Origin of the sequence: Butyrivibrio sp. DSM 10294 (assembly GCF_028539135.1) — a bacterium.
Lineage (GTDB): Bacteria > Bacillota > Clostridia > Lachnospirales > Lachnospiraceae > Butyrivibrio.
The window spans coordinates 131,502-145,241 of the sequence record NZ_JANSWL010000060.1; the positions used below are offsets into that span (position 1 = coordinate 131,502).

12 protein-coding genes are annotated in these 13,740 nt (G+C 46.8%); all 12 read left to right on the forward strand.

Annotated elements, in window-relative coordinates; genetic code table 11:
- Positions 1-10: 10 nt before the first annotated feature.
- The 12 genes from asnB to NXH67_RS05610 all read left to right on the forward strand — a co-directional run bounded on the left by asnB (position 11) and on the right by NXH67_RS05610 (position 13,740).
- Entirely contained in the window at positions 11-1,900 is a 1,890-nt protein-coding gene (gene asnB, locus NXH67_RS05555) for an asparagine synthase (glutamine-hydrolyzing) (RefSeq protein ID WP_272796708.1), read from the forward strand.
- Positions 1,901-1,966: 66 nt separating this feature from the next.
- Positions 1,967-2,839: an alpha-1,2-fucosyltransferase gene (locus NXH67_RS05560; protein WP_272796709.1), complete on the forward strand. Its 873-nt coding sequence runs from the start codon at positions 1,967-1,969 to the stop codon at positions 2,837-2,839.
- 102 nt (positions 2,840-2,941) lie between these two features.
- A complete protein-coding gene (locus NXH67_RS05565) occupies positions 2,942-4,750 on the forward strand; it encodes an ABC transporter ATP-binding protein (protein WP_272796710.1) in 1,809 nt (602 codons plus the stop codon).
- Positions 4,751-4,848: 98 nt separating this feature from the next.
- Positions 4,849-5,832: a glycosyl transferase gene (locus NXH67_RS05570; RefSeq protein ID WP_272796711.1), complete on the forward strand. Its 984-nt coding sequence runs from the start codon at positions 4,849-4,851 to the stop codon at positions 5,830-5,832.
- 122 nt (positions 5,833-5,954) lie between these two features.
- Positions 5,955-6,500 carry a helix-turn-helix domain-containing protein gene (locus tag NXH67_RS05575; protein WP_272796712.1) on the forward strand — a complete coding sequence of 182 codons (546 nt, stop codon included), beginning with the start codon at positions 5,955-5,957 and terminating at the stop codon, positions 6,498-6,500.
- A gap of 5 nt (positions 6,501-6,505) precedes the next feature.
- On the forward strand, positions 6,506-7,315 hold the full coding sequence (locus NXH67_RS05580) for a hypothetical protein (protein WP_272796713.1): 810 nt from the start codon (positions 6,506-6,508) through the stop codon (positions 7,313-7,315).
- A 6-nt stretch (positions 7,316-7,321) separates the two neighbouring features.
- Positions 7,322-8,086: a DUF5672 family protein gene (locus NXH67_RS05585; RefSeq protein ID WP_022779606.1), complete on the forward strand. Its 765-nt coding sequence runs from the start codon at positions 7,322-7,324 to the stop codon at positions 8,084-8,086.
- Positions 8,083-9,150: a glycosyltransferase family 2 protein gene (locus tag NXH67_RS05590; protein WP_272796714.1), complete on the forward strand. Its 1,068-nt coding sequence runs from the start codon at positions 8,083-8,085 to the stop codon at positions 9,148-9,150. The genes NXH67_RS05585 and NXH67_RS05590 overlap by 4 nt, the downstream gene beginning before the upstream one ends.
- A 24-nt stretch (positions 9,151-9,174) precedes the next feature.
- Positions 9,175-10,143 (forward strand): glycosyl transferase GT17 family protein, encoded by a 969-nt coding sequence (locus NXH67_RS05595; RefSeq protein ID WP_272796715.1) that lies wholly within the window; start codon positions 9,175-9,177, stop codon positions 10,141-10,143.
- 3 nt (positions 10,144-10,146) lie between these two features.
- On the forward strand, positions 10,147-11,340 hold the full coding sequence (locus NXH67_RS05600; protein ID WP_272796716.1) for a hypothetical protein: 1,194 nt from the start codon (positions 10,147-10,149) through the stop codon (positions 11,338-11,340).
- 34 nt (positions 11,341-11,374) lie between these two features.
- The gene (locus NXH67_RS05605) at positions 11,375-12,754 is read left to right on the forward strand and encodes a DUF3329 domain-containing protein (RefSeq protein ID WP_272796717.1); all 1,380 of its coding nucleotides are present in this window, start codon (positions 11,375-11,377) and stop codon (positions 12,752-12,754) included.
- Positions 12,754-13,740 carry a glycosyltransferase family 2 protein gene (locus NXH67_RS05610; protein WP_272796718.1) on the forward strand — a complete coding sequence of 329 codons (987 nt, stop codon included), beginning with the start codon at positions 12,754-12,756 and terminating at the stop codon, positions 13,738-13,740. Before NXH67_RS05605 ends, NXH67_RS05610 begins: the two co-directional genes overlap by 1 nt.

Genomic DNA, 13,740 nt, shown 5'->3' on the forward strand with positions numbered 1-13,740 from the left:
AGAGGCTAATATGTGCGGAATAGCAGGACTTATTAAATACAAGGGTGATGCCGGAGAGAACATTCACAGAATGAACGAGCGCATGCTCCACAGAGGCCCCGACGATGGCGGAATATTCGTAAGCGACGACGGAAATGTGGCGCTGGGACACAGGAGACTGTCCATTGTGGATCTGTCCAAGAACGGAGCTCAGCCCTTCGTATCGGCTTCCGGAAAGACTGTAATGGTCTACAACGGCGAGATCTATAACAACAAAGAGATCAAGGACAGGCTCGTAAGAGAGGGCAAGGTTAGCACCTTCAGGTCCACTTCGGACACAGAGGTTCTGATAGAAGCTATAGAAGCCTACGGCATCAAGGAAGCCCTGACCATGAGTAAGGGCATGTTCGCACTTGCTGTCTACGACAAGGAGAAAAATACCATTACCCTTGCAAGGGACAGAGTTGGAGAAAAGCCCCTGTACTATGGCAAGGTGGCAGGTGCCTTCGGATTTGCTTCCGACATTGGATGCCTTCGAGTTGTTGAGGGTTTTGATAACAAGATAAACACAGGTGTTCTGGATATTTATTTTACAGAAGGCTATATTCCTGCGCCCTATTCTGTTTACGAGGGTATTAACAAGCTGGAAGCCGGATGTATTCTGGAACTTGATGTAAATACACTTGAGTATAAGACTTATCCCTACTGGTCCATGTATGAGGCAGCCAGAAAAGGTCAGGAGAATCCCTTCACAGGCAGCAGGAAAGAAGCTGCGGATGAGCTGGAGAGACTCCTTAAGGCCTCCATCAAGGATCAGATGGTGGCTGATGTTCCTGTCGGAGCTTTCCTGTCAGCGGGCATAGATTCCAGCACTATCGTATCTCTTATGCAGGATCTTGCGCCGGGCAAGGTTCGCACCTTCACCATCGGTATGGAGCAGAAGGAGTACAATGAGGCGGTCTATGCCAAAGAGATCGCGGCGCACCTTGGAACAGATCACACAGAGCTGTATATCACAGAGAATGATGCCAAGGCCGTTGTCCCCAAGCTTGCTTCTATGTTTGGTGAGCCTTTTGCGGATTCATCACAGATACCGACTTTCCTTGTAAGTAAGATGACAAGGGATCATGTTACGGTGTCCCTCTCCGGTGATGCGGGAGATGAGCTTTTTTGCGGATATACCTCTTATAACTCCGTATCAAGAATATGGGGCAAGATGAAGAATATTCCGTATTTTATCAGAAAGCCCGCCAGTGCGCTGGTGCTTCACAGCCCTCTCGCCAAAAAGGACATCTACAGGATTAAGGGTACGCTCCTTGGAGCCAAGGGGCCCGGCGATATTCACAGGCTGGAGCATGAGACGGATCCTCTGACCAAGAAGATAGCGCTGTCACAGACTGTTTTACCATATAAGTACACAGAGCTTGAGAAGATACCGATGGATGAGGTTAATCATCAGTGCATGCTGATGGATATGCTGGTGTACCATCCCGATGATATTCTGGTGAAGGTGGACAGGACAGCCATGGCGGTGTCTCTTGAGACAAGAGTTCCTATGCTGGACAGAGATCTGGTGGAATTTGCCTGGAGGCTTCCAATTGACTATCTAAGCGACGGACAGACGGGCAAATTGGTTCTTAGGGACGTTCTGTACAAATATGTGCCCAGGGAAATGATGGAGAGACCAAAGAAGGGCTTCGCAATTCCCATAGACACCTGGCTTAAGGACAAGGGCCTTAGGGAGTGGGCAGAGAATCTTATCGAGGAGAACAAGTTAAAGGCTCAGGGAATCCTGGATCCTGCGGTGGTTAAGCGCATGTGGGAGGACTTCACACAGAAGGGCATCTACAGGATTGAGATCTGGTACATTCTCATGTTCCAGCAGTGGTATGAGAACGAGTATATCGGAAACGTTGAGTAATAGGCTATTGTAGGTTATAATGATTAGGAATATATTGAGTTTTTTCGGTTGAGGGGCCATGTACTTATGATTATCATTCAGCTTAAGGGCGGTCTGGGGAATCAGATGTTCCAGTACGCTCTTTACAAGGAACTGCGCAGCAGGGGTAAAGAAGTTAAGATCGATGACGTTACGGGATTTGTTGACGACGAGCTGAGAACCCCGGTACTTCAGAGATTCGGAATTGAATACGACAGAGCGACCAGGGAGGAAGTGGTTAAACTCACTGATTCCAAGATGGATATCTTCAGTCGTATCAGAAGGAAATTGACAGGCAGGAAGACCTGCAGAATAGATGAGGAATCAGGAACCTTTAATCCCGATATCCTTGAGCTTGACGAGGCCTATCTTGTGGGCTATTGGCAGAGCGATAAGTATTTCAGGAACGAGGATGTTATCGCGCAGCTTCGCCAGGAATTCCAGAAGAGACCCCAGGAGATCATGACGGATTCAGCCAGCTGGGCTACGCTTCAGCAGATTGAGTGCTGCCAGTCAGTGAGTCTCCATATCAGAAGAACCGATTACATCGATGAGGAGCACAACCATATCCACAATCTGTGCACGGAGAAGTATTACAAGGGTGCGATTGACAGGATAAGGAGTCAGTATCCAAGTGCGGTGTTCTTCATCTTTACTGATGACAAGGAGTGGTGCAGAAGCCACTTCAGGGGACCGAATTTCTTCGTGGTTGAGCTGGCAGAGAAGGAGAATACGGATATTGCGGAGATGCTGCTGATGAGTTCATGCAAGCATCATATATGCGCGAATTCGTCCTTTAGCTGGTGGTCGGCGTGGCTGAATGATAGCCCGGAGAAGATGGTGATCGTACCCAATAAATGGATCAACAACCGCGATATGGATGACATCTATACCGACAGAATGACCAAAATGGCGATCTAACCCGGGGAAATGAAGTCCGGGCTGTGGAGTGGCGGTGTGCTGTGCTGTGCACATTTATAAAGCTCATCAAACCGAACATCATTCATACAGTAGAGGAATAATATGAGCAGTGAGAATAATAAGAAGGCTGGCGAGGTCAGCCTTTTTTCTAAGATTAACTATATATTCGACAAGAAGCAGAAGGGGCAGCTTGTTATACTGGGAATTCTGATTCTGATCGGCGGTGTATTTGAGACGCTTAGTGTATCGATGATGCTGCCGGTGGTGTCGACTATAATTGACCCGGAGTCGCTGCATAAGGCAATTGATAAGAGTGAGAAATTGCAGTGGGTTGTGAATTTCTTCGGGCTGTATGATGATGTGAAGATTGCAATAGCGCTGCTGGTTCTGCTGATGGTTATGTTTGTGGTTAAGAATGCATATCTTCTTTTCCTTATTCACAGGCAGAATACGTTTGTTGCAAGAGCACGTAATGACATGATCAGCAGGGTAATGAGAGAGTTCCTGAACAGGCCATACGAGGACTATCTTGGAGCAGATATTCCCACTGTGTTCAGAATAACGGATTCGGATATCCCGAGAGTCTTTTCACTGGTTCTTGCTATGCTGTCCTTATCCACAGAGCTGGTGGTGTCGACCTGTCTGGGAATCGTGCTGCTGTTTGTTAACTGGCAGATGACGGTGCTTATGGTGTTTGTACTTCTGGTAATGACCTTTATCAGTACCAAGATACTTAAGCCAAGGCTCAATAACATCGGAAGAAAGAATCAGGAGACTCAGTCAAGGATAGCTAAGTGGAGAATTCAGGCTATCTATGGTCTTAAGGATGTTAAGGTACTTAACAGGCAGGATTTCTTTATCAGGAACTACTATGAATCAGGTAAGACAGGAGCAAATATTGCCAGGGACTATGCGGTTCTTAATTCTGTTCCAAGGCTTATGATCGAGACCGTGTTTATGGTCACTGTGCTTATGTTTATTCTGGTTTATATTCTCAGGGGCGGAGATGTTACTCTTCTTATCCCTCAGCTGACAGCTTTTGGTGTTGCGGCGGTTCGTATCATGCCTTCCGCAAACCGTATAAATACCTATATTACAGAGATTGCCTATGAGCAGTACAGTCTTGATTTCGTATATGAGAATCTGACTGAGTCTATGAAGACTGACAAGGCTATGAGAGCTGAGCGAGCTGCGATTGCAGGACCTGAGCTTCATCTTAAGGATAAGATCGAGCTTAAGAATATTACTTTTGCATATCCCGATGCGGATACGAACATTTTTACCGATGCCAATATGGTGGTGCCTAAGGGCAAATCCGTTGGTATCATGGGTCCTTCCGGCGCAGGTAAGTCCACTGTAGTAGATATTCTCCTTGGACTGTTGCATGTTAAGAGCGGCGAGATCCTGTGCGACGGCAGCAATATTTTCAGTAACTATGAGTCATGGCTTGCACAGATCGGATACATTCCTCAGTCTATTTATCTGGTGGATGAGTCGATCAGGGACAATATTGCCTTTGGTATTGATGCTAAGGAGATTGATGATAAGAGAATCTGGGAAGTATGCGAAGAGGCACAGCTTGCTGACTTTATCAGGACACTGCCTGAAGGCCTTGATACAACAATCGGTGACAGAGGTGTAAGGCTCTCCGGTGGACAGAGACAGCGTATCGGTATCGCAAGAGCTCTGTATCACAATCCTGAGATTCTTGTATTCGACGAGGCTACATCTGCTCTTGATAACGAGACAGAGGCAGCAGTTATGGAGGCGATCAACGGCTTCCACGGCAAGAAGACAATGGTTATCATTGCCCACAGACTTAATACCATCGCAGACTGCGATATCATCTATGAAGTTAAGGATGAGAAGGTATTTGAGACTTCATTAGAGGGCAGAACGATTATACAATAAAAGATCAACCGATCAGTATTAGATTTATTGGTGCAAATATGATAGGAACCGAATTAATTAAAGGATATGGGCTTGGGAACCAACTCTTTTTCTATATAGTGACCAGATGTATCGCTGAGGAAAAGGGCGTGCCCTTTGGATTTGTGAATCCCGAGCAGATAGGCAATGTTTTCCATTCCAACAAGGGAATGTACTTCATGGATATCGACATGGGCACTGAGATTCCCAGGGAGGATATGGAGAAGTTCAAGATATATCATGAGCAGGATGACAGGCTGTTTATGGGTAACTCAGTTCATGATATGACCAATGGCTGTTACATCAGCGGCGCAGATCCACAGCTCATGGGAGTTGAGGATAACACCATTGTATACGGCAATATGCAGGATCAGTCCTATTTTGAGAAGTACAGGGACAAGATCCGTGAATGGCTCCATGTAAGGGAAGAGGCAGAATCCTACGAGTACACAGCAGATGACCTCTGCATTATCAATATGCGCGGCGGCGAGTATACGAGCTGTCCGGAGCTGTTTCTTGACAGGCGCTATTGGCTGAATGCCATAGGGAACATGAAGAAGATCAATCCCAATATGAGATTCTTGATCATCACCGAGGATGAGGAGGCAGCCAAAAAGGTTCTTCCGGAGTATGAATGTCATCACTTCGACATGGGCAAGGATTATGTGACCATCAAGAACGCAAGATATCTTATCTTGTCCAATTCCTCTTTTTCACTGATGCCTGTTATGTCCAGCACGGAGCTTAAATATGCCATTGCTCCCAAGTACTGGGCAAGACACAATATTTCGGACGGTTTCTGGTCTTCGGAGCAGAATATATATACCTTCCTGACTTACCAGGACAAAAAAGGCAGACTCTTCTCAGCAGAGGAGTGCAGGAAGGAGCTTGAGGAGTACAAGAAGCGTTCGGCGCTGTATGCAAGACGAAATGTACGCCCGGGCAAGGTGAGAACTTTCTTCCAGCATATCAGAAGGAAGCTTATCTACGGTGTGTTCTATGGGAAAAAGATCTGGCGTAGCCTTCAGAGAAGAACAGGGATTATTAAGACTTATGCCGGCTGACAATTACACCTGAATTACGTATGTAAATTATCTGTGCAAATCCTAAAACCATCAAAATAATGGTAAAATTGCCTTTACAAACCATTATTTTGATGGTTTAATTTGTTTAGGAGATAATTTCTATGCAGAAAAGATATATTACACCTAAATCAATAACTCCCGCAGCCATCAAAGATATGCGAGCCAGGCTCTCCATGACACAGAAGGAATTCGCTGAATTCATCGGTGTTTCCAAACCTACGGTAGAGAGGTGGGAAATGGGAGATAAGGAAATAACGGGGCCGGTAACTCTTTTACAGCAGATGATCATGCTTCACCCGGAGCTTCCAAACGAGCTGGAACTTCCCGAGAAGAAGACGCCTCTTCGCATGTATTATTACTACAAGGATACTCTGTGCACAATTATTGATGTTGATGAAGTAAGGCAGTATGTGCGCATCAGGAACTATGCCAAGAATCTGATGTTCAGGGCTTTTGGAGTAAATGAGTCTCCAAGTTTTGAAGATTATGAGGAGTTCATTGAATCCAGATGTTTTCCAAGAACCAGAGACAAGATGAAGATTATGCTTGAGGCTCTTAATATACCCTTTTATGATCCCATACTCATTATAGAGAAGACACAGGGACGTATGGCTGAAGACGATTTCTGGATCAAGCTGGAGAGGTGAATGCCATGATAGAGCTTTTGGATGAGGATAAATTGGAACTTAATACCCGCTCATCGAAGGGAAACCAGCTTAAGTTTCGAAGAGAGGATAAGTGGTACAAGGCTGATTATGCCGGATATGAAGGTCTCGCAGAGTATGTGGTATCGCACCTTCTTGCTAAGTCTTCGCTTGCATCCGAGGAGTTTGTAATCTATAGGCCTGAGAAGATTAAGTATAAGCATCAATTGTACAATGGTGCTGTCAGCGATGATTTTCTATCGGAAGGATGGCAGCTTATTACTCTGGAGCGGCTTTTTAAGACTAACTATGGACAGAGCCTTAATTCATTGATATACAGGACAGAAGGAATCATAAACAGGCTGGGGCTATTGGTTTCCCAGGTTGAGAGGCTTACCGGGCTGACGGATTTTGGGTTTTATATGCAAAAAAACTTCGCGGTGGATGCACTTTTTTTGAACGAAGACAGACACACTCACAACATAGCGGTTCTTGCAAATGGCAAAGGGGAGTATAGGAAGTGTCCGATCTTTGATAACGGAGCTTGTCTTTTGTCGGATACAACGCAGGATTATCCCCTTGGAATTGATGTATATGAACTTATGAATACAGTGAAATCCAAGACGATCTGCGATAGTTTTGACGAGCAGCTTGAGGCGGCTGAAAGGCTCTATGGAAATAATCTTAAGTTTAACTTTACCCACAAGGATGTTGATGAAATTCTAAGTGGAGCAGATTCGTATGATAATGCTATAATAGAGCGTGTGCGTGATATAATATATGCGCAGATGAGGAAATATAAGTATTTGTTTAAATAGGAATATATGGATAAAAAGAAGATACAACTTCCGAATGTGACTCTGGTGGCCATGACCAGTGTTGATATATATGAGACGGTTAAGGCCATGAAGTACAGTATGCGGGGTATTGAGTTTGGAGACGCAGTGCTGATAACTCATAAGAAGCCCTGGTACTTGCCTAAGAATATCAGATATTCACATACGGACAAGCTTGATAATATTGACAAATTTAATTACAAGATGACCTACGAACTGGGGGATCATATTAATACCGATTTTGCCCTGATAGTTCATGCGGACGGCTTCGTTATACATCCGGAGAACTGGAGGGATGAGTTCCTTGAGTACGACTATATCGGATCTCCCTGGCCGCTTCCCCGGAATGATTATGCTTACAGGGACAGCAATGGCAATATCTGCCGCGTCGGCAACTCAGTATCCATCAGGTCCAAGAGGCTTATGGAGTTTCCGAAAAAGTACGACCTGCCCTGGGTCAAGGTCTATGACGGCTTCTACAACGAGGATATTTTTATCTGCTGTCATTCCAAGAACCGCATGGAGGAGGAAGGCCTTAGGTGGGCGCCCTTCGAGCTGGCGGTTCAGTTCGGAAGAGAGCATCCCCTGCCAGAGAATAAGGGCGTGGAACCCTTTATCTTCCACAAGTGGTGGGGAGAAAATGAGGGCTATCCCAGATTCTACAGCCCGAAGAAACGCCTTAAGAGGATGATCAGACCCCTTCTTTTCTGGAGAAAGACCAGAAAGTGGAAAGAGGAGCATGGTATTACATGAGTGTGAAGTTTACGGTGATTGTGCCCGTTCACAACGGTGAGAAATACATAGACGATCTGATGGGCTCTGTTCTGTGTCAGGTGGACGAAGAGGAAGATAACTTCGAGGTCATCCTGGTGGAGAACGGCTCCGAGGATGTTACGCCCGCTATCTGCGACAGATATGCTGAGGAATATGAGTGTGTAAGAGCGCTTCACTTTGGTCCTATCGGTGCCTACAGAGCCCGCAGGGAGGGCATGAGAGCAGCGAGCGGCGATTACCTTGTTTTTGCAGATGTGGACGACATGGTGTCTGACAAGCTGATAGATGAGCTTACCCGCTACATTCTCTTTTTTAACGAGAGAGGGAAAAGACCGGATGTCATATTGTACAACGCAGCTACGGATGACAATAGGGATAAGCGGATGTTTGGCTTCGAATTTGAAGAGAACAAGCTCTACTCCGATAAGACGGCCTTTTACAAGCTGATGCAGCTAAACGATTCCCTGAATGCCCTGTGGAACAAGGCGATTTCATCGGGGCTGGCAGCAAGGATACTGGAAGAGGAGAGCAGTTCCCACGAGGAAAAGTCTTTTAACCACGGCGAAGACCTGCTTCAGACCGCAGAGATACTGGATAAGGCAGGTTCCATCGCATATCTTGACAGTATCCTGTATTATTACAGAGAGAATAACAGCGGACTTACAGGGGGATATCATCGCGATGCGCTGGAGAATCAGGTCAAGGCCTGGAGCGCTTTCGATGAGTATGCAGCCAAATGGTCCGGTGATACTTACCTGGGGCTTATAGATGAGAGGAAGACTCTCACCTGCTGCATTAGTGTGGCCAAGCTGATATATTCCGGGATTCCCGGCGGTGACAAGAAAAGAGACCTGGCCGCTATTTTGGAGGATCCTTTCTACAGGACCTATGCTGCGGGCAAGCTCCCTGACTGGGCTCCGGAGGAGAGCGTTTTTGTCCACAAGCTGATGATGGCGGATAAGCCAATGAAGGAACTTCTTGCTTCAGGCAGGAGCTTCCGCTTCAGACAGACCATCAAGGGTCTGATCAGGAGAAAGAAATGAATTTATGAATAAGAGCAGGTAACTATGGTTTACGATTGCATACCTTTTTTTAACGAAATAGACATACTTAAGATGAGGCTCAGGATACTGGATCCTTACGTTGATAAGTTCATCATTGAGGAGTCCACCATGACCTTCTCCGGAGAGGATAAGGAGCTGTGTTTTGAGAAGAACAAGCACCTCTTCAGGGAGTTCCTTCACAAGATAGAGTACGTGGTGGTGACGGATACTCCCAAGGTCGCCAAGACCCATGAGAGGGACTACTTCCAGAAGAACTATCTGCTGAAGGGCCTTAGGGCAGCGGGAGCTACGCAGTCGGATGTTATTATATTCGGTGATTGTGATGAGATCCCAAATCCCAAGGTACTTAAGGAGATTATCGATAACTTCGATGCGACCAAGGTCTATCACCTGGCGCAGCGTAACTTCTACGCATTCCTCAATATGGAGGAGAAGTCGGGCAAGCTCCTTTCGATAACGGGCGATTTTCCTAAGATCAAGGAAGAGGACAGGAAGTGGCTTGGAACCAAGGTCACATCCCTTCAGAACATTCCTAAGGAGGGGATCGTAAGACTTCGCGATCTGGTGTCGGTGTGCGACAAGAGGTCCGTCAGAGTTGCGGACGGAGGCTGGCACTTCGGTTACATGGGAGGAGATCATGAGACCAATCCGGTGGAGCGAATCGGAGTCAAGGTCAAGGCAGCAGCCCATCAGGAATACAATGACAGAGAGATACTGGCGGAGACCATGGACAGACTTATCCTTGGACAGGACATCTTCGGAAGGGACGCCAGATTTGAGAGGGTGGAGATAGATGAGTCCTACCCTGAATATATCAGGGAGAACAAGGATGAGCTGAGCTATCTTATAATGCCGCCTATTACTGCTTTTTCCAGATTTACACACAAGCTGGATATCACAGTGGGGAGATTCTTAAGGAAGGCATATCATAAGATACTTAGAACAATAAGACGGGGAAAAGTTGCGAAATAACCTATGGACGTTTTGATGAGATATTTCACGGAAACTAACAGAACCAAGATTGCCAGATTCTTCTTTGACCTGGCCCTTTTGGTGGAGCTGGTGGAGATGATAGCGGAGAAAAGTGAGCTGGTCTTCTCCATGGAGAGTCATATATTCAGGATAACTTTCCTGCTCACCTTCGCTGCGGTGCTGCTTAAGAAGCATAACCTCAAGGAATGGGCGATCATTCTGGCAGTGTGGGTGTTCACATTTATCTGCTACAGGATCACCGGCCGCAATGAGCTGCTGAGATTTGCGACCTTTGCCATGGCAGCCTGCGACATCGATCTTGAGAGGGCGATGAAATATACCTTCTACGTATGCATGGCGGGATTTACCGTGATAGTGCTGCTGGCGGTGTTTGGAATTCTGGGTAATGTCAGTATGGTTGCTGACTACGGAAGAGATAATGCGCAGGAGCTCAGGTACGTATTTGGCTTTGGCCATCCCAATACTCTGTATGGCTGTGCCTATGCACTGATCCTTCTGTGGATATGGATATATGGCAAAAAAGCGGGGCTGTGGCAGTTCATCGCGCTCTTTGCCGTGAATGTGGTGCTGTATTATGTGACTGTATCAAGAACCAGCCTTGCGATTGGAATGTTTACTCTTTTGATGGCAGTGATCGTGAGATTTGCAGAGCCTATAAGGAAATGGTGGATAACATATGTTATGGCCGGGCTGATCACTCCTATCGCCTGCGTTGTGTTCTCATGGTGGGCAGCAAGTGTCAGTGAACTTCCAAGATTTCATATGGACACCAAGAGAGAGCTCAGAATCAACAAGCTGGACGTAATTCTCAATAACAGGATTCAGGATCTGTACAGAGGAAGCGCAAGACATGCCGGTTCCCTTGAGACCTGGAAGCTTTTTTCGGACAGACTCAGCGAAGAGTATTTCGATATGGGCTGGGTAAGACTCTTTTACTGGTACGGAATAATACCGACGGTGCTTATATGCCTGCTGATAGCCATGATGCTGTATGTCTGCTACAAAAAGAGGGATATGCAGACCGTGGTTGTGCTGGTGTCAATGTCGGTGTATACGGTGATCGAGGCAACCTTTGTTTCGGTTTACATCGGAAGAAATTTCATGCTCCCGGTGCTGGGAGTGTATATGTGGCAGCTTGTCCGTGGGCAGCTTAAGGCTACACAGCAGCCGCAATAAGTAAGTATTTGCTTAGTAAAGAACGGGGAATAATATGACACAGAATGTCAGAAAGACGCTTTTTTACATATTGATATTTGTGACCTTCATGGGGGTAATGATCTATGAGTTTCTGACGCCCTACATGTCCGACGATATAGTGTACGGAGATGCGGTGGCGGGAGCGGGGAACTTCTTTGATCTGTTTTCTCAGGAATATGCTCATTACATCGATCATACCGGTAGGAGCGTTGCTCATTTCATGCTGAGAGTTTTTCTCTTTACCGGTGCCAAGGCAGTGTTTAATGTGGGCGCAGCTGCAGCTTTTACCGGACTGGCCCTTCTTGTTTATTCCAATGTATCGGGCAAAAAAGAGAGCGATGAAAGGCTCTTTGCCCTGATAATCCTCATGTTCTGGCTGCTCGATCCCGCCATCAGCAACACGGTGTTCTGGGAGTCGGGAGCCTGCAACTATCTGTTCACAACAACGATAATAATGGGATATCTGACCCTGTACAGGAAGAAACCGGGCAGTAATATTCCCTGGACTATAGGGATGTTTGTACTGGGAGTTCTGGCGGGCTGGTGCAATGAGAACACCTCCGGCGGGCTTATCCTTTTTGAACTGATCCTTGTGGGCTATATGTATTTTCATGAGAAAAAGAGCCTGTCCTTCCTTACGGCGCCTATGGTCAGCGGATTCGTGGGAACTGTGGCGGGATTCGTAATGCTCCTTTTATCCCCGGGTAACTACGGAAGGCTGGACATTCTTGAGGAGGAGCACACGGGGCTTATGGCTCTGGCGGCAAGATTCCTTAAGATAACACTCAATATCAAAAACAATTATCTGGTGCTTGTGATCGCGCTGATCCTGGGGCTGGTGGTTATTTTCTATTTATCCGAGGATGTCAAGGAATTTTGGGAAAAGAGTAAGAGCATCATCATGTTCGGCGTGCTGTTTGTAGCTACCTGTTATGCGCTTATCATGGTGCCTTCATCAGAGCTCAGGTCCTACTACGGAGCAAGCATCTTCCTGATGACGGGAGTTTGCCAGGCGGTTGTGACGACTATGGAACTGCTTATTAGTAAGAGCAGAGAGAGCGTTATCAAGAAGCTGTCGGAGTCGGCCTATACGGGACTTGTGATGTGCGGTCTTATTTTCCTGGTGCTGACCTATATTGAGGACGGAGCCAATCTTGCCAGGATCAAGAGAGAGTTCGACGAAAGAGATGCATACCTCCAGCAGATGGCTGATGCAGGCGAGGTTGACGTGTATGCGCCAAAGCTTCGCCCCGAGTGGGATAACAGGTTCTCAATGGCCTATGTATCGGATATTGAGGCGGACTACCACTACTGGATCAATACCTTCTATGCAAGCCACTTCCACTTAGACACAGTCTCAGGAGTTGAGAGAGAGGACTGGACAGAGTACTGATGGGAGATAAAAAAGAAGTTTTGTTTAGCATAATAATCCCTGTTTATCAGGCAAAAGGCACACTTAAGCGGTGTGTCTTATCTTGTTTAGACCAAAAGTATGTGGAAGACGGGGAGATGGAGATAATCCTTGTGGATGACGGCTCCACCGATGGCAGCGGAGAGCTCTGCGATGAGCTGGCCGGGGAGTACGGGCTTACGGTGGTGCATACCGGGAACTGCGGAGTGTCCCATGCAAGGAATATCGGAATTGAGCGGGCCACAGGAAGATTCGTGGTGTTCGTTGATTCGGATGATGAGCTTAAGGATGAGTTTCTGGATAACTGCCTTAAGTACGCAGATGAGGGCACGGTCCTGGTGGATGAGACCGATAGCTACAGAAGTACGTCCAAGATAAGCGGATACGGATATATAGAGAATTCAATCTTAAATGCCAATACCCATGTGTGGGGCAAGCTCTTTAGCCTGGAGGCTCTGAACTCGGGGAAGGTGAGGTTCCCTGAGGGGCTGACTATTGGCGAGGATCTGATATTTTTGCTGGATTTTGCACTGGCGCAGGAGAAGAAGAGAAATATCAGGTGTATTTCTATGGAGCACTATGTGTACACGGATAATGCGGAAGGCGCCATGAACAGGGCCTTCAAAGAGAGCTATCTGGACCAGATAACCTGCTGGAAGATGGCGGAAGAGAGGATACTGCCGGCAGCGGAGTTCATATCGCCCTATACACTGGTGACACTGGCGACCTGTCAGATAATGACTGCTATGCTGGTGGTAGAGAAGCTGGCAATGGCAGGTCAGGGCAAGGTGGACAAGGATATTGCGGGGCTTGCCGTTACGCAGGTTAAGGAGCAGATAACACATGCTCTTAAAACGAGAGGAGCCTATGCGGCACTGCCTGCGGCTCACAAGCTTAAAGTTGCGGTGTTCAGAATAAGTCCGGGGCTGTATATGAAGCTCTACGGAAGACTTAAGGGAGTTAACTGA

What these genes read in the sequence shown, in the direction of transcription:
- NXH67_RS05580 (WP_272796713.1), top strand. Translation starts at nt 6,506, where the DNA reads ATGATAGAGCTTTTGGATGAGGATAAATTGGAACTTAATACCCGCTCA.
- asnB (WP_272796708.1), top strand. Translation starts at nt 11, where the DNA reads ATGTGCGGAATAGCAGGACTTATTAAATACAAGGGTGATGCCGGAGAG.
- NXH67_RS05575 (WP_272796712.1), top strand. Translation starts at nt 5,955, where the DNA reads ATGCAGAAAAGATATATTACACCTAAATCAATAACTCCCGCAGCCATC.
- NXH67_RS05595 (WP_272796715.1), top strand. Translation starts at nt 9,175, where the DNA reads ATGGTTTACGATTGCATACCTTTTTTTAACGAAATAGACATACTTAAG.
- NXH67_RS05585 (WP_022779606.1), top strand. Translation starts at nt 7,322, where the DNA reads ATGGATAAAAAGAAGATACAACTTCCGAATGTGACTCTGGTGGCCATG.
- NXH67_RS05600 (WP_272796716.1), top strand. Translation starts at nt 10,147, where the DNA reads ATGGACGTTTTGATGAGATATTTCACGGAAACTAACAGAACCAAGATT.
- NXH67_RS05590 (WP_272796714.1), top strand. Translation starts at nt 8,083, where the DNA reads ATGAGTGTGAAGTTTACGGTGATTGTGCCCGTTCACAACGGTGAGAAA.
- NXH67_RS05605 (WP_272796717.1), top strand. Translation starts at nt 11,375, where the DNA reads ATGACACAGAATGTCAGAAAGACGCTTTTTTACATATTGATATTTGTG.
- NXH67_RS05565 (WP_272796710.1), top strand. Translation starts at nt 2,942, where the DNA reads ATGAGCAGTGAGAATAATAAGAAGGCTGGCGAGGTCAGCCTTTTTTCT.
- NXH67_RS05560 (WP_272796709.1), top strand. Translation starts at nt 1,967, where the DNA reads ATGATTATCATTCAGCTTAAGGGCGGTCTGGGGAATCAGATGTTCCAG.
- NXH67_RS05610 (WP_272796718.1), top strand. Translation starts at nt 12,754, where the DNA reads ATGGGAGATAAAAAAGAAGTTTTGTTTAGCATAATAATCCCTGTTTAT.